Annotated in this window: 14 protein-coding genes; 5 read left to right on the forward strand and 9 right to left on the reverse strand. The window is 39.0% G+C overall.

What is annotated here, in order from left to right; translation table 11 throughout:
- Positions 1-120 precede the first annotated feature (120 nt).
- Positions 121-1830 carry a hypothetical protein gene (locus tag BUA96_RS02535; protein WP_072980019.1) on the reverse strand — a complete coding sequence of 570 codons (1710 nt, stop codon included), beginning with the start codon at positions 1828-1830 and terminating at the stop codon, positions 121-123.
- Between the two features lie 118 nt (positions 1831-1948).
- Here BUA96_RS02535 and BUA96_RS02540 point away from each other — a divergent pair, with 118 nt between their 5' ends.
- A complete protein-coding gene (locus BUA96_RS02540) occupies positions 1949-2164 on the forward strand; it encodes a helix-turn-helix domain-containing protein (RefSeq protein WP_072980021.1) in 216 nt (71 codons plus the stop codon).
- A gap of 359 nt (positions 2165-2523) precedes the next feature.
- The gene (locus tag BUA96_RS17465) at positions 2524-2673 is read left to right on the forward strand and encodes a hypothetical protein (protein ID WP_394365239.1); all 150 of its coding nucleotides are present in this window, start codon (positions 2524-2526) and stop codon (positions 2671-2673) included.
- Between the two features lie 823 nt (positions 2674-3496).
- Here BUA96_RS17465 and BUA96_RS02545 read toward each other — a convergent pair.
- The 7 genes from BUA96_RS02545 to BUA96_RS02575 all read right to left on the reverse strand — a co-directional run bounded on the left by BUA96_RS02545 (position 3497) and on the right by BUA96_RS02575 (position 17186).
- Positions 3497-4156, reverse strand: a complete 660-nt coding sequence (locus BUA96_RS02545) for a class I SAM-dependent methyltransferase (RefSeq protein WP_072980023.1) — start codon at positions 4154-4156, stop codon at positions 3497-3499.
- Between the two features lie 173 nt (positions 4157-4329).
- On the reverse strand, positions 4330-4989 hold the full coding sequence (locus BUA96_RS02550; RefSeq protein WP_072980025.1) for a DUF4391 domain-containing protein: 660 nt from the start codon (positions 4987-4989) through the stop codon (positions 4330-4332).
- Positions 4989-8222 (reverse strand): helicase-related protein, encoded by a 3234-nt coding sequence (locus tag BUA96_RS02555; RefSeq protein ID WP_072980027.1) that lies wholly within the window; start codon positions 8220-8222, stop codon positions 4989-4991. The genes BUA96_RS02550 and BUA96_RS02555 overlap by 1 nt, the downstream gene beginning before the upstream one ends.
- A 54-nt stretch (positions 8223-8276) precedes the next feature.
- Positions 8277-9536 carry an McrC family protein gene (locus BUA96_RS02560; protein ID WP_072980029.1) on the reverse strand — a complete coding sequence of 420 codons (1260 nt, stop codon included), beginning with the start codon at positions 9534-9536 and terminating at the stop codon, positions 8277-8279.
- Positions 9537-12125, reverse strand: a complete 2589-nt coding sequence (locus BUA96_RS17355) for an McrB family protein (protein WP_072980031.1) — start codon at positions 12123-12125, stop codon at positions 9537-9539.
- Between the two features lie 74 nt (positions 12126-12199).
- Positions 12200-15328 carry a type III restriction-modification system endonuclease gene (locus BUA96_RS02570; protein ID WP_072980033.1) on the reverse strand — a complete coding sequence of 1043 codons (3129 nt, stop codon included), beginning with the start codon at positions 15326-15328 and terminating at the stop codon, positions 12200-12202.
- Position 15329: 1 nt separating this feature from the next.
- Positions 15330-17186 (reverse strand): site-specific DNA-methyltransferase, encoded by a 1857-nt coding sequence (locus tag BUA96_RS02575; RefSeq protein ID WP_072980035.1) that lies wholly within the window; start codon positions 17184-17186, stop codon positions 15330-15332.
- Positions 17187-17614: 428 nt separating this feature from the next.
- On the opposite strand from BUA96_RS02575, the gene BUA96_RS02580 reads away from it, so the two are divergent.
- Positions 17615-18772: a hypothetical protein gene (locus tag BUA96_RS02580; RefSeq protein ID WP_128755745.1), complete on the forward strand. Its 1158-nt coding sequence runs from the start codon at positions 17615-17617 to the stop codon at positions 18770-18772.
- Between the two features lie 225 nt (positions 18773-18997).
- Here BUA96_RS02580 and BUA96_RS02585 read toward each other — a convergent pair whose 3' ends face one another.
- The gene (locus BUA96_RS02585; RefSeq protein ID WP_317041285.1) at positions 18998-19402 is read right to left on the reverse strand and encodes a four-helix bundle copper-binding protein; all 405 of its coding nucleotides are present in this window, start codon (positions 19400-19402) and stop codon (positions 18998-19000) included.
- 1647 nt (positions 19403-21049) lie between these two features.
- Here BUA96_RS02585 and BUA96_RS02590 point away from each other — a divergent pair.
- Together BUA96_RS02590 and BUA96_RS02595 are read left to right on the forward strand one after the other, a co-directional pair.
- Positions 21050-21412 (forward strand): DUF6567 family protein, encoded by a 363-nt coding sequence (locus BUA96_RS02590; protein WP_072980039.1) that lies wholly within the window; start codon positions 21050-21052, stop codon positions 21410-21412.
- 119 nt (positions 21413-21531) lie between these two features.
- Positions 21532-22956 carry an FAD-dependent oxidoreductase gene (locus BUA96_RS02595; RefSeq protein ID WP_072980041.1) on the forward strand — a complete coding sequence of 475 codons (1425 nt, stop codon included), beginning with the start codon at positions 21532-21534 and terminating at the stop codon, positions 22954-22956.
- The last annotated feature ends 389 nt before the right edge of the window (positions 22957-23345 follow it).

A 23345-nucleotide genomic window follows, 5' to 3' on the forward strand; every position in this document is an offset into this window, starting at 1 on the left:
AGTTTGTAGTCGGCAGTCGCAGTGGGCAGTGGGCAGCAAACAATAATCGGTAAACAGAGAACCGCATAAGCACTACACATCCCATTCTAATTTTGAACTTTGAATTTTGAATCTTCTAATCTAGTCTACTTCCCGCTGATAGGCTTTTCGTTTTAAAAAGTGTAACCGCTCCGCAGCCAATGCTTCAGCCTGTTGCATAAAACGTTTGCACAGGTGATAGGCCGCGTTAGCATCGGTATCGGTGACGGTATACGTGCTTCCATACCGCAGGTGTTGCTGGGCGTGGCTAAGCAGGTGCAGACGACGACGCGCTTTAAACGAGGTGGTTTCCAGCAGTGTGCTAGGAAAGGACGTAAAACTGCGACACAGGGCTAAAAGGTAGTTGAGGGAGGTGTAGGCCGGACTGTACTCCCAAAACAAACGGATCAAGCCCAGGCAGGTCTGGATCAAGGCTTCCTCATACATATGCAGTTGCACCAGCGCGTCTTCGCGGGTATCCAGAATACGGGTGCTCTCAATGAGATAATACGCCCGGTTGCTGCGGAGGTCCCAATATTTTTGGAGTTTCTCAACCTGTTGTGAATGGTACAAATACCCTTGCTTCAAAAACCCGCGTAAGCGATCATCTTCCGCACACAAGGGTTTCCCCTCCCCCAATGCCTTTTGCAGAAAATTACTACCAAAATCCAGCGCTTTGTGCGCCCGCTTCACGGTTTCTAGAATAAAACAGATACGGATGCGCCGTCCGGTTTGATTATAAACCCGATCGGTGAGTTGCGACGGACTGACACCTACCGACTTATACGTGACAAGCAGCACCACCGCGGTGCTTTGATGCTCTTGGATTTCGGTGGCCGAAAAGCAATGGACCGCCTGCACCCGGCTGTCCTGCGCACTGTAGAGTAAATAGGCGGAGTGTACGCGGTACGTTTCTCGTAAATAATTTAAAGCCTCCTGCAGCGCTTGCTCTAATGGCGATCGGGTAGCACCCACTGGGGAGGCTGCCTCTGGGGGAGTTGGTTTTGGACTACAGGCTTCCAACAGCTCCCGGGCTGCAGTATCTACCACCGTAAATACCCGCTCCATACACATCTGTATCTGGTAACAGGTATGCCGGTCTATAACTTCATCCTTAGGGACCCCATCTGCCGACCAAACATCCAGCAATTCCAAGAGCGTGGGATCGGCATCGGGTGCTTCGGGTGTGGGAAAGAGCTTGCGCAATTGGGGAAGAAAAGGACGTACAGCAACGAGCTGGGCTTCTAAAGAAGGGTACTCCATCACCCTACCGGTATACCACTTGCCCGCTAGCGCAAGACAGGTTTTAAACACCTCCACCAAAGCCAATACCGAAGCCGCATAGTCCTTCCGCTCAAACCAGTATACCGCAGTATCAAAGCCTTTACAGATACATGCCGCGTCCTGCTCCAGCTGCTGTTGCGCCTTAAGGTGCAGTTGTTCCAACTGCCGCTCGGAACAATTTTCAAAGGTTTCGGTTGCAGTCCGAGGGTAAATACGATCCCCCAGGTGGTACCCCCACCATCCATACACGCTTCCCTCCTGCACCAACCGCTGCAGCTGCTTTCGGGTATACACTTGCATCCGTACTAGCGGAAACTGCACGTGCAGCACCGGGATTTGTTGTTGTAAATCGGTCAAGGCCCCGGCCTCCTGAACCACAATCAGGAGGTTGTAGATCGCATCAGGTGTTTGACGGATTACACTGAGATACAGTGCTTGTACCGGAGCAACTTGCAACAAGGATTCCGTAAGCGGTTCGAGCGCCTCATGCAGCGCAACTTTAGACGGGAGTTGGAGTTGTGGAGTCATAATTCAGTTTTACATATTCTACATTTGTCATATTTCTATACGACAAATGTAATAAAACTTTTCAACTGTCAACTAATTATATGACAAAAATGTCATACGATAAGATGACATTTGTTATATGACTAAAGACGCATTAAAGAAAAAAGTAGGTAACCGCATCGTTAAATTACGGGAGCAAAAGGGTTGGACACAATCTGATTTGGCTCGTGAATGTGGTAAGGATCGACAAGCTATTGAGAAGCTTGAAAATGGAAAAGTAAATCCTACCGCGTATTCTTTATTTGAAATAAGCAAAGCCCTTAAAATAGAGCTTTACCAACTTTTGAAGTTTTAATTGAATGTCCTTTTCTTCGAATAGGAAGCTTTACATTCCATCAATACCCCTCATCCCCAACCCTTCTCCTACAGGAGATGGGAGCTCCTATGCGAGTGAGCTCTCTCCTAACGTCGAGATTACTGATTGTTTTTAAATAGAATTACTACTCCTACCCGAAGGGTTAAACGAAACTAAAACTCCCTCGGTTCAGAATAGACGCGGGCAGCTCCGAAGGACAGGAGCGGTAGCGACGCGGAGCTGATAAGGCGGTTTTTGCCTGATAAGGCAAAAAATTCCTAAGCGTGGGGGTCTTTTCTTTTGATTCGTTTTCTTTGGACAAGCAAAGAAAATGAATAAAATATTCTATAGGAACTAAAATAAGTAAAACGCGTTTAAGCGAACTTTCAAATCAAGAAAAGACCCATCTTCGAGCTGAAGAACTCTACCTCATCGCCTTGGCCATTGACGTGGATCCCGGGGAGATGTTTATGGAGTTGCATCAAGACCTGAAGTTACCGGAGGAGTAGGTTGTATTTCTTATATTCTATCACAAAAGCTCGATGCTAAGTAGCACCAGTACCACTACTATTCATGTTTCCTTTCTTTTGTCTTGATACAAAAGAAACAATCCCGAAGCTTCGGGTCAAGGCTCACAAGACGGTATCTAAATTTATCGTTCACTGCACTGCATGCGCTTAACTCGACCGCTATCGCGGCCTCAAACAGAACCGCTTGCTACGTTACGTTCACTTCAAATTTCACAATACCTTCTTGTAGGCCGTTTTTAAATTATAGCTAAGAGTTACATTCTTTAGTCTTCCCTCGGTTCAGAATAGATGCAGGAAACTCGGATTAAGTTGGCAGTTACTGTTTTCAGTTTGCAAGAGTTACTACTAGTTTAAGACTATAAGTTATTTATACGCGAAGGGTTTCCAATTCTTTTTCTTCAGTATAGCAAGAAGGCTCCGTTAAAAATTTTTAAAGCCTTGGGATTTTTAGAATAAAGCCTATAGAGAAAAGATCAAAGAAGAACTATTCATACCCGAAGGGTTACACGTCATCAAAACTCCCTCGGTTCAGAATAGACGCGGGCAGCTCCGAAGGACAGGAGCGGTAGCGACGCGGAGCTGACAAGGCGGTTTTCGCGGTAGCGAAAAATTCCTAAGCGAGGGGCTCTTTTCTTTTGTTACTTTTCTTTGGAGAGGCAAAGAAAAGTAAGATGCATTAATAGTAAGTTACATTGCTCAAAATGAAGGCATAAGACTCCCTAGCTCTCGTAAACAAAAATTATGCGAGTAAAGTAAGATTACCGGATAGAAATAATCCTCTAAAAATCCTCACGCATTAACCCTAAACCACCGTATACAAAGTCGTAACGAGCCTACCTTTAACTCCCGGAGCCGGTAGGGATACCAGCTCTTTTGCAGCTTTTACTTTAAAATTAAAAGGAGGTGCCTGTAGCGCTACACCACTCTTTTTTTTAAGGCGGATGCCTTGCCCGGAAATGATATCGATGTTGGGGGTAAACTCCTGATCGGGCAGGTGCTCGGTAAGGATCACATAGCGATACGCGTACAGCTTGTTGACAATCGCTTGTATCTCGGCATTGGAAAGGTGTTGCAATACCTGTCGCAGCAAGGCACAATCACCCTCAGGTAAGGTGTCTTTGGCTATATCTAAGGTGTGAAACATGAGCTGTTTGCTTGTAAACGTCTTTTGGTTGTGCGCGATCAACTCCGGTACAATATCTACGGCTTTATAGGCTTGGGTGTAGGGCACCAACTCTTTACCGACATTAAAATCACCACAGCCCAGATCACACACCACCGGTGGGGCTTCTAAGTTTTTAAAAAAGCCAATAACCGCTTTTAGGTAAGCCTGTACCGTCTCGGTATCGTGCGAACCCTCCCCGGAAAAAAAGTCGGTATTCCCGCTACCCCATAGCTTCTTGGCATATACCTGCTGCATCGCGTCTTTGGTAGGCCAGGGCGTTTTAGAGCGTTTGGTCATTAGTAATCAATTGTTTTTAAAAAGTATTCTTGAACGGGTTGAAACCTTTAAACCCCTGCGCTGCGTGTTGAGGAGCGGGGTTTTAATAAAATAAACTAGATCATTAAGTTTCACTACTGAGGAGAATTAATTTAACTAGCAAATAGAGATTTGAAAAAGTACAAAACAGGCTATTAAAACGTTCTAGATTCAACTTGTTTTAGTAGCTCCAACTTACTCTGTAATTCAATATTCAACTCTACTTTTTTATTAAATTGTTTTGCTTGCCTCAAGCTTTTTTTTAGACGATCAATCTCATTTTCAAGTCTGTTTATTTCTTTTTCATTCTTAAGTATTAAGCTAAAAGGCTTTTGATCGAATAGCGGCTTTCCTGTCAATTGGACACACATATTCTTAAATACAGCATCAATACTTTTATTAAGATTAAAAACATAAGTATTTGTGTCGATATTGAACCAGTGGCAATTAAATCTCCAATCTATCACTGAAATATCATCGCTGTTAGGATGAGAATGTTTTAAGGCAGACGACAAATAAGCTTGCTGTTTGAATTCAATCCAAAACACAATATGATACGGAATAGCCTTATCGATGATGTCAAGTATCTTAGATATATCAGCTTTTTGCTTTAATTCAACCTTAAATACTTGTATTTCTAGTATTTCTTTAGCTTCTAGATTTATTGTCTCTCTAGAAAGTTTGTGCGTCCAAGTAATACGAAGAACTAAATCAGTAAGCAATCTTTTTTGTTTAGTGCTCGTATACTCATCAAAAGCATTTTTCGGTATAACACGAGCTACTTTTGATTGATTAGGTAAATTAAAAAAATCCATTAGCGTACAATCAAAAATGATACTAGCTTAAAATCTTCTATTCCCTTAATTTTTTCTTGTAGAGCGGTCGTACCTCCAGATTTGAAAAGACTTAGTACTTCCTTTTCTTCTTCCTTTTGTAAAACTGTGCGAATACTTTGCTTTAAAAGTTTAGAATAATCATCCATTTTATGATAGTCATCTGTAAGATCAGCTAACTCTTTACACACATCTTCAAGGGGCGCCTTTTTACCTTTAGCTAACATTCTCATTGCATCAAGAATCTTCTTGGATTCTACATGATTAAGTATTAACTCCCCATTCATTTTTATGTAAACCAAATAATAGGGATGAAGCCTATTTAACTTATTTATATTTACGCTTGTATTCACATTCTTCAAGACAAATATTACACCGTCTTGCAAAATGGATCCTGACTTTACAACAGCATGAAGACCTTCAGGTATGTTTTTCAACTCCCCATATTCCTTTATCATATTTGTCAAATCTACTCGAAAGTCATTGAGACCTAAATCTGTAATACTTACGCCTTCTCTTAAGTCTTCTAAATCAATAACTTCATCTTGAAGCTTCTGAAGCTGTATTTTCCTATATTCTAAATCCTTTTCCTCTGTATTAAGTATATTGTCATCACCAGTACTCGCCATATTACTAATTAGCATTTTGTTCTCAACACGTTGCTTAAGGTTGATATAATTATCTAGAGTAACATCGGGCCAAAAATTAACCATAGTTATACTCTCATTTTTAGATCCAATTCTATCTACCCTACCAAAGCGTTGAATTATACGTACCGGATTCCAGTGAATATCATAATTAATCAGATAATCGCAGTCCTGTAAATTTTGCCCTTCAGAAATACAATCGGTAGCAATAAGCAAATCAATAGACTCCTTAATATTTGGGTATAATTGTTCTTTATCTTTACTAAGTGGAGAAAAACATGTAAGTATCGCATTAAGATCTGCTGGTATTTGCTTAGAACTGGAGATACGCCTTGAACCAGTAATCAATGCTACATTTAAATTGTATTTACGCTTTAAATACTCATGAATATTTTCATATAAATAGTTTGCCGTATCGGCAAATGCGGTAAAAATAATAGCCTTTTTATTATTTGGATTGAATGGTTTTTCAATTTTATGATTGACAAGGGTAATAAGGTGTTGCAATTTAGTATCCTTTTTACCTCTAATATCAACTATTCTATCCCATAGTTTGCTAAGAATTAAAAGGTCTTCGGTAAGATCTTCACGCCATTTTGTTGTATCCATATCTGCGATATGAACTTTTATTTTTTTGCCTATAACTTGATCTTCATCTGCCCAATTGGATTCAAAATCATAATTCTCATCATTTAAAATTTTATGAATTCCCTCATAGTCATCGTCTACTCCTTTATCTATAGTTTTGATAGCTTGTTCAATTTGACCAATAATACCTTCTAAAGTAATTCTAAATGAATCTACGGAACTCTCTAGGCGCTTAAGTAAATTGATGCGCATTAAGATACGAAGACTCAATTCGCGATCTACCTGAGATAGTTTTCCAGATCCCGATCGCACTTCTTTATCATACAAATCCGAATAGGCTTGAACCTTACTTGGTAGTATATAATTAAGAGGTGTATAGACTGACAAATTGAGAAGTGTTAGCTTTTCTGCTAGGTCAACATAGGTTATGCTATTCGAACTTGTGAGAGGACTTTGAATTGATACCGGTTTATTCCGCTCGGGGAACTTTCCTATTGCAGATGTATCATAATATGTTGTTATATGCTTTCTTGACCGTGCAATGGTCAAAGAATCTAAGATTTCAAAAAAATCAAAGTCAAGCATATCCAGTAATTTCTCTGTAGTACGCTCCTCCGTTTCATATTTACTCCAAATATTAAAAGCTTGTTGTGCTTTTCTAAATATTTGATCTATACCACTTTGTGTATCTAACTTTTGATCTATGTTTTCTGAATCTCCTTCATAAGCTAAGGCCAACTGGTTTCGTAAATCATTAAATCTATTATTTACCGGAGTAGCCGATAGCATCATAACCTTAGTTTCAATACCTTCTTGAATAACTTTACGCAATAGTTTTTGATAGCGATTCTCCTTACCTACGACAGTATTATTATTCCTAAAATTATGCGATTCGTCTATAACAATCAGACCATAATTACCCCAGTTAACATTAGCAAGTTCTCGACCATTACTCATTCCACGCTCCCTGCTTAAGTCTGTATGAAACAATACATCGTATCTAAATCTATCAGCAGCTAAAATGTTGTTTTTATCATTATGACGATAGGTATTCCAGTTTGCCTCTAACTTTTTGGGACATAACACTAAAACATCTTTATTACGCATCTCGTAATACTTGATGACACCTAATGCTGAAAATGTTTTTCCTAAACCAACCGAATCTGCCAAAATACAACCTTTGTATTTTTCTAACTTATTAATAGCACCTATTACAGCATCCTGTTGAAAATTGTAGAGTTTACTCCATACTAAAGTATCTTTAAAACCTATTTGCTCATTAGGTAGATTATCTAAGGATAGGTCGTCTAGAAAGTCATTGAAGATATTATAAAGTGTTATAAAGTATATAAATTCTGGACTATTCTCTTTATATGCGCTTTCAAAATATTGCTGTACTTTCTCCGTTACATCTTTTAAGTCTTCCTCATTTTCCCAAATCTGGTCAAACCAATCTAAATAAGCTTTACTATCGGGGTATTCTGATTTTTGAATAAGTGTTGGGAATCCTTTCTTGTGTGTGATTCCAAGGTCGGATGTTGTAAAGCCACTTACATTAGTATAGGCCTGAGCATTCTTTTCATCCTGCTTTAGATGAATCAACCCATTTAAGGGTTGATTGTTATGCTTATTTGATTTGAATGTAACTTTTTCTTTAACCCATTTTGAGCATTCTTTAGCAATGGCTCTTTGATTAAGCTGATTCATCAGCCTTATTTCAAACTCACCTCCACATAGTTCTGATTCTCTAACAATATGGGGTATGTAAAACTTTCTGCTTTCTTTCTGAAACTTCTCTTCTATAAAGGTTGGGGAACTAAAAATAAAACGTAACTCATCAACTCTATTTAATTCTTTTCTCAGTGCCTCAAAAGCATATATAGAAAAGGTTGATGCTGCAATACTGAGCTTACTGCCTTTTTTAATTGAGTCTTTTAAATCATCACCTAAGCGGGTATTTACATTGTCAATTAACTTCATTTAATTATTCCAGTTTTTCAAAATCGATCGTGCCTCTACCGATTATTTAATTATTTATGCAAATTGCCACCAATTACTAATGTTTTTATGTATTGCTTTTTGCCATGCCTTCACGTCTTTTTCAACTCCAATCGAGATAACGCTGCATTCCTCATTGCTCAAATTCCTTGACTCCTGAGAGCTATGGTCATAATATTGCCCTGATTGGTTTCTGTTTTCTGCCCCTGGATATACTAGAGCTACTTTTTTTGCTCCAAAGTATTTCGTGTACACAAACATTTGCCTCAAATCTTCCGGGGATGGATTATAGCCATTCAAGTTTTTCCATTTAGTATCAAGTACTACACAATCTTGTCTGCCTTTATTAAGAACAATGTCGGGTTTCATTTTACTGCGAAAGCCTGATAGTGGCTTCCAAAAGTTCTTTGTGTTTTGAGCAGCAATACTCGTAGTACTTGCTTTATACCTTCTTAAACTTACATATACAAACTGTTCCCAAAGCACATTCATATCAAACATCAGTGCCAATACATTATTGGTGCCTCGGTTTACATCTGGGTGATAGTTGAGTAGAATGAGTTTGGCTATTTCCAGTGCATTCTTGTATGGTTCCGTTTTTCGATCAAGGAAAATTCTATCAAATAAGGTTTCTGTTATTTTAATGTCGTATAACTCTGGGAAATTCAACAATAAGGCTCCCAGTCTGCTATTTAATTGCACGTTGATATTGATATAGCTCAATAGCTTCAAGGCTTTATAAAGAATTGCATGTATGCCATGTTCTTTGTCGTAAGTTGTGTACCTTACATAAAATTGTTCTGGATGCACCAGATTCTGACTGACTTGCTTGGAAAACTGAATACTGCCTTTTAAAGCGGTTCTATTGCCTTCTGTTTTTCGGTATTTTTTCACTAAACCTCTATGCAACAGATATTCAACTTCCTTGATGAAAAGTTCAAAATAAAGGTCAAGAATAGAGTTTGGACGCAATCTTAAATTACTGTTGCTTGGAGCATGAATATCAAATATTCCAACTGCATACAGCATGCTAATTAAAACGTTTCTCCACCTTTCTGCGTCATTGGATCTATCAGCTTTTGGCAATACTTCTATAACCGTTTTAGCAACTTGAATCACACCAACATATTCATTAAAACGAACGCCGTGATGGATCAACGAGTAATAAGGAACACCATTTTCTCCATAGAACAATTGTAAAGCTTCTAGCTGATCATTTGAAAGCCTTTGCTCGCCTCGGTCTGTACGAAGGCTCTCGTGTTCAAATACGATGATATGCTTATTCTCTTTACTCAATCACTTGTTTTTACGTTGTAGTTCATTCAAAGCCTTGATAAACAGCTCATCACTTAAGTCTTGGATGTTTTTGAGATGATAAACTTTCCTTTCTACCAAAGGGCTGCTATCATAATCTTCAAACGGAGCAAAAAAGTCTTCATCTACCTGATTGTCTTTGATATCAAAAAATTCAGAGCCAATCACCAACCCAATTTTACCATAATCACCAAAGAAGTATTCCTGTAGTAAAGGCACTATCTTGTTTTGAAAAACCGATTTCAAGCCTTTTAATCCTTCTACCGATAGCAAATAACTATGACCAATCATGTGGTCTTTGTCCAATAGTTTCTCGATACGCTTATTTATGGTTTCTAAGAGGACTGAAAGTTCTATACCGTTTAAAATACCATTTTCAGCCCTACCTTCTGTGTTAATGAGTTCCGGTTTTGGAGGCATTTCAGTAAAGCTGAACCTTCTTCTAAGAGCTGTATCCAATGCTTCTACACTTCGGTCTGCAGTATTCATGGTTCCTATAATGTGAACATTCGGAGGTACTCCAAACCAATCTTTGCTGTATGGCAATTGTACTTGAATTGCTTCCGGATTACCTAACCGCTTATCTTCCTCTATAAGAGTGATTAGTTCACCGAAAATCTGCGATACATTTCCTCTGTTTATTTCGTCAATGATAAGTACATACGGTTCTCCAGTTTTTCCTTTGAAATTTTCCTTTTTCAAAGATTTTACTACTTGTACTTTATCGTCCCAAGAGTATTTTCTAATCTCTTTTGGCGTCTCTTTAGTAACTGGGTTATTGTTTCTGATAGCATTCAGCACAGACCAATTTGCTGTGGAATTACTACCCCCAATGATAGACCTAAATTGTTGGTCGATATTGTTTACATCGGCTAAATCAGGAAATGCTGTATGCAGCTTTGAAAGTCTTTGTTTAGAAACAGGATAAATATTGTCTTTTCCCGGATGTTTAATGATGATATTGCCCTGCTGAGAAATACCATCAACAACTACTTTACCTCTATTTTTGGTTGCTAGCTCAATCGTTTCTTCTGAAGCTAATTTTTCTTCTAACTCTTGAACAAAGTTGTCAAAAGCTAATGAGAAGTCAAGTACATTTTCTGTGGCAACGGATTCTTCCTCTTTGGCTAATGAAAAGGAGGCTTCAATACATAGCTTTCTAAAAATCCCTTCTACCACACGGTAAATCACCGGATCACCTTCTTTTTCAGGCTCAATCGGCTTGATACCTTCTACAAAGTCTTCATAAGTCATACTCTGATGAAAAGTAGTAAAAATGATTCTACCGTCATCTACCTTTTGCTCAAAACGTGCTTTGATATCAGAACGACTTAATCCGGTTAAATTTTCACCACAAAGCTCTAAAGCTTGATTAATGGTGTTGTATGTTTTTCCGGTACCTGGAGGACCATAAAGTATCTGATTTAGTTCATTGGCCATTTTATCAGAATTTTGTTCAGTTGCTATATTGTGATCTTCTGGTAAGGTCTTTATTTGATCTTCTGCTAAGGTTTTTATTGGAGATAAATTATCCTGCCTAGGAGGGGAACATTTATAGAAATTAAATTCTTCAACAGATATTGGTTTGATTTTTTCTATTCCTTCAGCAACAAAAACAATCTTAGCAGATTTTTTTTCATCTCTATATTCTGAAAAATCAGAATTAAAATTTTTTAATGAAATGTTTTGAGATTGAATTTTATCAAGCTCCTCTTGGTTAGTGGCAAAGTCTGTAATGTTTGCACAATAAACCGCGTTACCTTTGACGCTATAAAAAAGAGGGAAGAAGCCTGTATCTTCAATTTTATCTCTTAAGAATTCTAAAACCTTAGCTCCCCTAGTCGGCTTTTTACTGTTCCATAGTATTAATCCAGCCCATTGCTTATCTAATATAAGCTCTCTCTCTTGCCAGCCTGTACTATCTGATGCCATTAGACCAACTACATCATCTTGCCATTTATCTTTTATTGAGTATATAATGCATGATAATAGATATGTATAGTTATCTTGATTTTTTACAGAGATATTGCATTGCTCAAAATAGGCTTTTAATTCTTCTACAAATTGTTCTGAATTAAAAGATTTTACAAACAGATTCTCCGAAATCATCTCACGATGATTTCTACTTAAAATAGTTGAATTTTCTTGAGGTAAGAGAAGGTAATTCAAAGCATTTAAAATTGAAGCACCTTTAATTTCACCATTTTTAAACTTTGTTCTAATTAATCCCTCTATCCATTTGTTCATTCTTACACTTGCTTTAGCAAGAACTCTGTTGTCATCATATTGATTAAGTAGATTCTTATCACGAGCATTAGAATCACAATAGGAAATAATCTCACAAAGCAGATTTTTGATTTTCTTAAAATTAGGATTTGATTCTGCTATTTCTAAAAACTGGTTATAATTAGTAGAATATTTTATAAGCGATTCTTTCAACTCACTTTCTACATCCATTTCTATCCATTTCTTTAAAGCATCTTGTCCTTTTTGAAAATAAAATTCTTCGGAGGCGATCAAACCTTGCATCCAAGGGGTCTGTATTAGACTATTTATTTCTTCTTTATTCATTCTTAACTCTATAATTATCCCTTTTCAATAAAGTTCATTTATTCTTTACAATAGTTAATATGTCTTTTATTTTATCAACTCAATTGCACAATATCCATTAATTTCTCGTAGCTACTTACCTTCTCAAACTTTACCTCAGCACCACTGATCTCTTTAAAATGCTCTGTCGCACAATGGATTTTTAGCTTCTCTATTTCTCTTAGGTCCATATCAGAATCAGATCCTTTAGTCTCTGCTACAAAGTAGATATGGCGCACTTTGTCTCTATCAAAAACTATTGCCCAATCAGGACTATAGTTAGCTACTGGTGTGCTTACATAAAAGCTCTTTGGCAACTTAGCGTACACCACTACCTCTGTACTGTTTTCTAATGCAGTAGCAAAGTCTGATTCGATTTTAGAATCAGAAGTAAGAAAATCATAGATATGCTTCTTAAGTAAATCCGATTGGCGTAAAGCTGATTTGTCATTGGTAAAAACCGTTTTAGCATCGTGTCGCTCTTCGGTTTTATGATATACTATATTGTTTATAATCAAGCTCGCTTTAACCTCATTAATTAACTTGCTGCATTTCCCAATAAACTCTTCAGGATTCTTGCGTATTAATGCAAATTTAGTTGGTGCTATTTTCTTAAGTATTGCTACTATGGTTTTACGCGTTAGATTGGTTTGAACTTCAATTTCACCTACGATATCATAAACCGTATCGGCATACAAATCATTCTTAAGCTTCATATACTGGCGTTTAGACTCACGGACTAAGCTACCTTCTTTCATTTGTCCAGCACTGCCATCTTCTAATTCCCCTGTCTTTACCTCATAAACGCGATCGCCAATATTGAGTTGTGCATCTATTTTTATTTTAGCATCCTGAATAAGCTGTTCTGTATCAAACTGTACTTCATAAATAGTTTTAAGATTGATTTTCTCCCAAAGTGCCTGAAATTCTTTTTTAGCAAAATTCTTGTTAGGGTTGAGTACCACAGTTTGACGCTCATCTTCAGGTTTAAATTCGGCACCTGTATAAATGGTCTGTAGGAGCTTGCAGACAGATTCTTTAAAGGGTTCAAGCTTTTCGGGCAGAGGGACTTTACCTTGTTCAATCAGTTCTTTGCCTTTAGGAGTAATCTTGTAATCTTCGTCTATGATTTCACTAACAATGAGTTTGAACTGTAGCTTCTTTGCATCATCTTCTGTTAATCGTAATTCCTCATCTTGTTCGTTGGTAACAAGCTTGCTCACAAAGTAATCTACTTCTGCTTTTTGTGGTCTTTCTTTGAGTGTATCGGCTATCTCCTTTTGTAAGCCTTTAGCAAATGCTTCATAGCTTTCTGATGCTATGACTGTAAGCTTATTCAACTCGTGGACCCGGTCGCCTACGAAATCAAAATCCTGACGAACACCTCGTTTATCAACAGCTAAGCGCATACCACGACCTACTTCCTGACGGCGCCTCGTTAAGCTACCACTTTCGGCATGCTTTAATGCACAGATTTGAAAAACGTTAGGATTATCCCATCCTTCTTTAAGTGCAGAGTGCGAAAAGATAAAACGCGTAGGTTCTTCAAAACTCAACAGGCGTTCTTTGTCTTTCATTATTAAATCGTAAGCAGAAACATCGTCTGACCATTCACGCCCGCGTTTAACTTTAGAATCAACAGTTCTCCCTTTTTTGTCTATAGAAAAATACCCGTTATGCACCTTACTTGCATCATCACGCTTAAGATATTCTCCATAATTTGTAGGCATATAGCCTTTATGAACCTTACTTGGATCGGTATCTTTTAAAAAGTCATTATATTCTTGTTCAAAGAGGTCTAAGAATTCGTTTTTAACCTTATTGTATTCTTCCTCAAACAAACGTGCGTATTCCCCTATTTGCTGTTCTCCTAACTCATCGTATACTCTGTACTTCTCTACGGTATCTATAAAAAATAAAGAGAGTACTTTAATACCCTGACCAAAGAGTTGTTTTTCCTTTTGCAAGTGTGAAAGTATACATTCGCGTATTTGCACTCTTCGGAAAGCGTGCTCATCCTTGTCATTTAGAATATCACCAGGATAAACATCTTCCCCGGCAACTACAATTTTATTAAGATAGCCGTTTATTTCAGTTATCGTTTGATTTTTGTAAGCAGGCATATTGCCAGACTGCTCATAAATATTATATCCCTCAGCTACCTTTACCCGTTTTTTAGAAATCGCGCCAGAAGCAGTTCGCTTCTCATGCTCTATAACAGCATAAGGTGGTTTTGAAGTACTAAGACTAATACTTTCTAAATACAAATATCCGTTAGTCCCTGTAGAGCCTTTTAGATTTATTCCTTTTACCTGTATTTTTTTTACCAAACGTTTATTGTAAGCGTCTAAAGCATCAAGACGGTAAACCTTGTTATATTCATCTTTATGTGTAGCTGAATAACGTAGCGTAAAAAGTGGTCTAAAGTCTTGCATACTCTCCAACGTCTTTTTACCATCTACAGACTGTGGTTCATCAATGATTAAGATAGGGTTGGTTTGGGCAATGATCTCAATAGGCTTACGAGTACCAAACTGGTCTAACTCCTGATAAATACGCCTTGCATCTTTACCTCGTGCATTAAATGCCTGAGTATTGATAATCATGACACTTATACGACTATCAGAAGCAAAATTCTCAATATCCTGCGGCCGGCTGGAGTCATAGATAAACGGATTGATTTTATGCCCAAAGCGTTCCTGAAAATGGTCCTGTGTTACCTCAAAAGACTTAAATACCCCTTCACGAATGGCGATACTTGGTACAATCACAATAAACTTACTCCACCCATACTTTTTATGCAACTCGTACATAGTACGAATATAGGTATAGGTTTTACCGGTACCAGTCTCCATTTCTATGGTGAGGTTGTACCCCAATTTTACGCCTTTAGGGCGTTCAATCTTTTGACTTTCGTGTAGGTTATTATGCTTCTGTACTTCTTGTATGTTTTTAAGCACTTGAGACTCCATAATCTGGATGGAGGCATTACGATAACCAATCTCTTCTTCTACGTCAAAATTTAAAGTGCCTAAACCAGTAGCTGCTTGTTTAGCCTTACGTAGGAGTTCTTTACTACGCTCTAAGGTAAATCGATTGGTTTTAAGGGGTTGCCCCTCAAAACTAGCTACTACAGCCTGAACCGCATTGACCTGAAAGTCTTGTTCTTTAAACTGTAGTTTCATATTAAATCACTTTCATTTCAGTTTCAGGACTTAGCTGCTTAAATAGCTGCTTTACATTGGTTTTTGCTGTATCGTTCTTAAAGCCACTATCCCTAAATACAATACGCATTGGTTTATCCTCAGCAATGGCTTTAGCAAAGTCTTCATCTATATCACTATCAAAACAAGCATAGAGCGAGTTTTCCGCTACCTTAAAGACTTTCTTGCCTGATACATCTACGGGCGTGATTTTGAGTGATAGGGCTAAGCCCCAATCTAACATCACCTGCGCCAATAAATCCTCTGCGGTACGATCTGACTTTACATTATCTGCAAAAGCATCTAATTGACCTTGATCATAATCTTGTGGCTTGTAATAGACATCTTGCATGTTGCTGCTGTCTAAGCGATAAACACGGAAGCCATAGTCTATATCGGAATTGGTTTCTTCTTTGATTTTCTTGGCTGCTCTGCGAATGCGTTCCTTACCTATTTCGCATATATTCTTGTAACCTGCTTTGTAGGCTTCACTTTTTTCATCCGTTTCTTCAGGAAGTTGAACCTGAATAAAACTCACTCTTTCTTGGTTTTCAGCATTCCACGAATAGACCGTGTGGGCTAAGCTTCCTGAACCTGAAAAGAAGTCTAAAACAGTAGAGTCTTCATCCAAATTCGCAACTTGAAGTATTCTCGATAAAAGCCTTACTGGTTTTGGTCCGTCAAAATATCCTTTATCATCAAATAGCTTTTTTACTTCTTGTCTGCCTTCCTGATTATGACCAACTTCTTTGTAAGGCCAAATTGAAATGGGAACCATACCTGTTTGAACTTCAGAAAGGAAACGTTTTAACCGAGGAACATTATTTCCATCCTTACCAAACCAAATTCTGTTATCATCAATGAGCTTTTGCATCCGCTCTTTACTCGTGAACCAACACCTACCATCGGTAGGAGACACCATTCTTCCTGAAGGCGTTTTAATTTCATAGTCGTAAGCGGCACTGTAAGTCTTTACAGTTAGGTTGTCTGAAGTCCAAGGTCCCCTTGGATCATCATCCATATTCTTGTATCTTGAATTGGCTTCTTCACTTCTTTCAAGCTTCCCTATTTCAAATTCAAGTATGTTCTTGGTAAACACTAATATGTGGTCATGACTATCTGAAAAATACTTAGCATCATTTTTAGGAGCGAATGCTCTTTCCCAAATTACATTCGCAATGAAGTTGCTATCACCGAAAATTTCATCGCAAACTCTTTTTAAGTTGTGAACTTCATTATCGTCAATTGAGATAAAAATTACTCCATCATTCGAAAGTAAATTCCTGGCTAACTTCAGTCTAGGATACATCATGCTTAACCAATCGGAATGGTAACGTCCTGCAGTTTCTGGGTTGGCTACCAAGCGTTGGTTGTATTCGTCTTTTTGTCCGCTTTCTATAAGTTCTTCCTGGGCGTCTTTACTAAAGTTGTCTTTATACACAAAGTCTTTACCTGTATTGTAAGGCGGGTCTATGTAGATCATCTTAATCTTACCCAAGTAGCTTTCTTGCAGTAGCTTGAGCACTTCTAAGTTGTCGCCTTCTATGTAGAGGTTTTGTGTATTATCAAAATCAACAGAGTCTTCTCTTACTGGGCGCAAGGTTTTGGTAGTGGGTAGGTTGGCGGTTACTATGGCTTCTCGTTTCCCTGGCCACTCTAAACGGTAACGTTCTTTATTACCTTCTATCACGGCATGGCTTAGCTCTTGCTTGAGCAGGTCAAAATCTATAGCCCTACCCTCTGCGCCTTCAGTAACGCAATTGGGAAAAAGAGCTGCAAGTTTATCAAAGTTTTCATTTACCCGGTCCGGTGATTGGAGGTCTAATTTATCTATTGGCATAAAATATGGTGTGTTCGTAGCAAGTGATCTCTAAGCTAAAGTACTAGCTCTTTATGGCTATTTTCCAAAAATAGGAAGCTTACTCTTAAAAACATCTAGTATTGTTTAAAATATAGAAATGGTTTGTTTAATATTTTTATTTCAATTTTAGGTTTACTGTTCGTTTTCTCTTGTATCACTTCTCTAAAATATTCCAGAATCATTACCATCGCAAGGGTGTCGAGTTCGCAATAGCGTAGGAGTCCGTTTTCTAGTTCTTGGCATTTGAGGAGGTCTTCTCCAAATATATTATTTCACGAAATACTTCTAATGCGGATTTCCGTATTCCCACTAAAAAGGTGGAAAATACCCGCTATTGGGGATGGTGAAACGACTGTAAAAAAAGTACTTTATGACACGGAATTAACTAACCATCCAATACCTGTATTATGAGAACATTTAGGATACTCCTGCTGATACCCCTTTTAAGTTATGCTCAGAATCAAGCCCCTAGAGCCCTAATCGATAAAGCTTTGCTAGACTATGAATCTGAAATCACCGGCTCCCAATTTGTAAACGACAAAACATTAAATATTCTTATAGGTGACGTTTTAAACCAATACCTTCCCAATACTAAAATCTCTACGCAACGCTTAAGCTTCCTATTAGACGATGATGATAATTCATTTAGCTTAACCGGAAACTTTGATCCTAGACTTACGAAAACCAGTTATCAAAGCTTTTTAGCTTCAGGAGGTCTAAAATTGAAAGGGGAACCTACTGGATCCTTTTATAACTTTAAAGATTCCAATTGGGCAGAAAACATAGGTGCTCAATTCAAACTAACCTGGTTTATACCGGGTACGCTTACTAAAAACGCTGATCACCAAATAAGTCGGCTTTTAAAAACCTATAGAGAAAAGACTATAAAAAATCTGGCGCTCGAAACTTTAGAAACCAAGCCTTTAGACTCCCAGGAATTGGAAGAATTAATAGCAACCAAAGAGGCTGAATATATTCTTAAAAATGATTTATACGTATCCATGTATAAATTTTGGGTAACCCTGCAAGGTTATATTCCGCTTACCAAAAGCAGTAACACCTTTACAAACACAACAGATGCAAGTATCAAATCTGAACATCAGTTTGAGGCCTGGGAGGCTTCACTTAGTATAAATGGATTTTATAAGGGTAAAATCTTTTCGTTTAGTTTTTCAGCCATTCCTCGTGTTTACCAAAACAACAACATTCTAACGGAGACGGTTAAAAAACGCACTTTTACCTCTTTTGAGGGGTCTCCCGAAGGACAACCTGCGCTTACCACTACAGACAGCTATTATTACGGAGCGTATGAAGAGTTTACCTCCGGGCAGGTAAAAGCAGAAGTTGCATCGCTCTATAAAGATTGTATAGGATTGAGTGCTGCCGTGGAACAGAACTTTTGGTATGGTTATGATGCGCTCAACTGGAAATTAGGCATCCCCTTAAATCTAAAAAACAAAGATGGAGCATCAAGCATCGCCTTTGAAATCCAATGGCGTGAATTCAATAAACAACATTACCTCGGCATAAGTCTAGGTAAAGCATTTGGCAAATTTTTAGATTAACCATACCATTCCCGACTTGGATTTAGGTAATCTGTTGCAGCAGTACTGTCTTAAAACAAGGTAAGCGTAACACCTCGACGCAAATAGCGTCGGCAACCTGACTGAATATTAAAAAAGTCTGCCTTTTCACCCCTATTGAAAAAAGCAGACTTTAGAAGATTGGTTAGTTGTTAAGGCCTGAGGCCTTAGTTAAAGCATCTGGTTGTAGATGCCCGTGGTAAATAATTAGTGGTTATAAAGAAATTTGCTACATGCATCTACACATCTTTTGCAAGCTGCTGCACAATTTTGGCAATGTTGAGCCTCGTGGCTGCTGCATTCTTCAGCGCAAGATGCGCATAGGTTTTTACAGTATTCTACAAGAGCCATTAGCTTTTGGCTGGGTACATTAATGCTTAACAATTTGGCTAAGCTAGAGCATACTTCAGCACACATACGATCGTACCGTATACAGGTCACCATCATTTGAATATGGTCTTCCTCAAGACAAGCATCCGCACAATGGTTACAATAATTTGCACATTCATTTAAAGTACTGATTAATTCTTCGTGGTTCATAAGGTTAATTTTATAAGATTGATACTTTTTAATTGCAGTAAATCTAAAGGAGTTGCCTATTGGCATGTACATCTGACGAATTCGGTTTGATGACGCTGTAAAGCGCTTACCGCATGCTCTCGCAGCAGCAGCTACCTACAGCTGCACTTAGGTCATTCTTCAGAAAAAAGTTTTGCAATGCACTACAATCGCTGTTAATAATCAGTACTAAATTAGGAAGTACACCTGTTAAGATTTGCTAAATAGAAATTAATACAATTCTAAAATATGCTGTTGTTTGTTAAAAAATCATTGACAGTCAACAATAAATACAATGCTTACCGCAACAACCTCAGGAACCTAAAACGTAGAGCGAAAGTTCCAGCTTGCGCAATCTTGTTGGCAGTAGGCAGTTGTTATGCTGCTGTTTGTTATTGCTGATTTATTATTCGGCGTTAAAGTACAAAGTAAGAAATACAAAATACAAATAGATAATGCTATGTCACTTCGAGGGCTGTTTTTAAATAGTATTCAGTAAACAGTAGCAGTAAGCAGCATAACTATTTTTACACATCAAAACCTAGCCTTTTATTCATAAGCGTTATACGCATTCATACCCGAAGGGTTAAACGTATCTAAAACTCCCTCGGTTCAGAATAGACGCGGGCAGCTCCGAAGGACAGGAGCGGTAGCGACGCGGAGCTGACAAGGCGGTTTTTGCCAGATAAGGCAAAAAATTCCTAAGCGAGGGGGTCTTTTCTTTTGATTCGTTTTCTTTGGACAAGCAAAGAAAATGAATAAACTCAATTAGTAGTAAACATTACTAAAATCGACTTTTGGAGATTCACGAGCTCCCGTAAACTAAAAATCAAGCGAGTAAAGAAAATGAACAGAACATGGATTGAAAAAATACACTTTCAATTTATCTTCCCTTTCTTTTGTCTTGATACAAAAGAAACAAAAGATTAAGGCTTACATGAGCTTCTCTAAATTTTATGCTCGCTGCACTGCATGCGCTTAACTCGGCCACGGGCCTCAAACAGAACCGCCTGCCGACGCCCCGCTCCCTGCAAATTTAACGAGAACCTCATGATAGGCCGTCTTCAAACTGAAACTAAGAATAGTATTCTTTAGCCCTTCCCTCGGTTCAGAATAGACGCGGGAAGCTCCGAAGGACAGGAGCGGTAGCGACGCGGAGCTGACAAGGCGGTTTTTGCGATAGCGAAAAATTCCCAAGCGAGGGGCTCTTTTCTTTTGTTACTTTTCTTTGGAGAAGCAAAGAAAAGTAAAGAACATGATTTGAAAGAAAACTTATCAAACCAATGCTAGGTAAATAATCCTAGTTTACCATGCTACTGGTCCCAATGAAGATTGGGAATTGTATCGCGTGTTTATAATAATAATACGCAACAAGCTGTCACTTTGAGAGCATCCTGATAGCTTTCGGACAAGAAGTCTATCTAGCAAGAAACATTTTTACTAAAAACACTTCTCGATACAGTTGAAGCACTGCTAACGCACTACTTCAACCACTCGAAGTGACGAGTGCGCTTACCTTAAGAATTGAACGATTCTAAAACGGATCTATACTCTTCTAAAACTAAAATTCAAAACAATTAAAATATAAACCAAACTACGGAATTCTGTAAAAGAAGTTTTGATGCGCTAACTAGATTTGTTTTTTGTCGGAACAAGCCGAAAAAAGACATTAAACAGAAGTAGGTTCAAATGATACATTTTATGAAAAAACTTTTTACACTTATCCTGCTAATTGCACTAACGCTTACCAGTTGTGCCTCACATCATGGTTTGCCCAAAAACTTTAATCAAAACACAACCGAGGTTGTCCTAACCAAAAAGAATTTTAAAGTTATAGACCTGGTCAAAGGCGAAGCTCAGGCAACCTATGTTTTGGGTATTGGAGGACTTTCAAAAAATGGTCTAATCGCAGAAGCTAAAGCCAATATGCTACGTACTGCTCAAATGAAAGGTGCTTCCCGCAGTATTGTCAATGAAGTAGTCGAAGTTAAATCATCAGGCTTTTTATTTGTGACCAAATTCAAAGTGATTGTTTCCGCCCAAATCATTGAATTTACTGAATAAGTCTTACCTACCTAAAGAATTAAGGAGTACGGATGTACTCCTTTTTTTTTATTCAGTTCATTAAGTTTAGTTTATTTGATTCTTACTTTTGCATCTGCTTTCGACATAATAGCTCTCTAATGAACACCCCCACAAGCCATACCGCCTGCCCCGATTGTCATGGTCTGGGGAAACAGAACCGCGGACTCTCAAAACGTGCGAAGCAGCGGTATCAAAAAGCTTTGGAGGTGTACCAACGTTTTCCTGATAATCCCAAGCCGGTAAAGCCTAAAGCGCATTTGCAGGTGTGTCCCTCCTGCTCAGGAAGCGGACTCCTCCCTGCCCCGCACCCTCCGAAGCCGGACACCACACGCTTTCCACATCTGGCGATCATTGGGGGTGGGATTGGTGGAACGGCTTTGGCGGTAGCTTGTTTGCACCGGGAAATTCCGTTTACCTTGTACGAGCGGGATGCTAATTTTGATACCCGTGCACAGGGCTACGGACTTACCCTCCAACAGGCACATACGGCGGTAAAAGGTTTTGGCATAGACACTCTGGAACAGGGCATCGTTTCTACCCGGCATATCGCACATACGCCAGACGGTACGGTCTTGGGCGAATGGGGCATGCGCAAGTGGGATACGCAAAATAATGTAACGCCTAAACGTACCAACATTCATATTGCCCGGCAAAACCTGCGCTTGGCTCTATTAGAACAACTTTCGGGTGCTGACGCGATACGCTGGGGACATCAGCTTAACGGGTTCAACCAGACGGAAACAGGTATTGAACTTAAGTTTAACAGCCAAGAAAACGCCACCACAGCGCACGCCGATCTGCTGGTGGGTGCCGACGGTATTCGCAGCAGCGTACGCGAGTTATTGTTTGAGCAAGAGCCCTATCCCTTGCGCTATCTCGATTGTATCGTGATCCTGGGGATCTGTGCGTTAAGTGATCTGCAGGATGCTGCTCACGAGTTACTGGATCAAAAAACTGTATTTCAAACCGCCAATGGGAACGAGCGTATGTATATGATGCCTTATGATCCCGAGCATATGATGTGGCAGTTCAGTTATCCGCTAGCGGAAGCAGAAGCTAAAAACTTAAGTGCGCAAGGAGCTGAAGCCTTAAAGAAGGAAGTGCTGAAACGTACCAACTGGCACGATCCTATTCCGCAAATCATCGAAGCCACTCCGGCTGCTTTTATTTCCGGTTATCCGGTTTATGACCGGGAGCTGTTACGTCCGTTAGACTTTGCTTCTTGTGGTCCCATAACCCTATTGGGCGACGCCGCCCATCCTATGAGTCCGTTTAAAGGTCAGGGCGCCAATCAAGCCCTACTGGATGCGCTAGCCCTAGCCCGACGCATCACCAAAGTGTGCAAACCAAATACCTCGTGGAAAGACACCAACCTCCGTAAAAAGATCTTAACGCCCTTTGAAACCGAAATGCTCAAACGCAGTGCCACGAAAGTTGAAGCCTCAGCCAAAGCTGCCCGTGTATTACATTCAGACCAAGTCCTGCAAGAACGCGACGGCCCTCGAGGGGGAGGTAGACAGTAGCAGTGGGCAGTCAGCAGTCGCAGTTTACAGTAGGCAGTTGCAGTTTACAGTAATGAGTTTATTGTTTGTGGTTTACTTGAGTGTTCGTGCGCGATTGTATCGCGTACTGAAAATCTCCAAAAACTTCTCATTCCAACAACAAGAAACATCACACTACACGTATAACTTCATCAGCTCCCCTCCTCGTTGAGGAGGAGTGATGTTACCGCAAATCTACCAAAACCACCCCTGCCTACTACGCAGGCTTTCCCCTCCTTCAAAAGGAGAGGAGCGTTATTCTAATCAGATAGCTTTTTTTGTTTCTTAGACTTCATTACGGTGCTATACGATTGTGATCTCTCCTAGCGTCGAGACGACGGAGGGCTTGCATTACCTAAAGCTTTCCATTC

This window comes from Leeuwenhoekiella palythoae, assembly GCF_900130045.1.
In the GTDB taxonomy this organism is placed as follows: domain Bacteria; phylum Bacteroidota; class Bacteroidia; order Flavobacteriales; family Flavobacteriaceae; genus Leeuwenhoekiella; species Leeuwenhoekiella palythoae.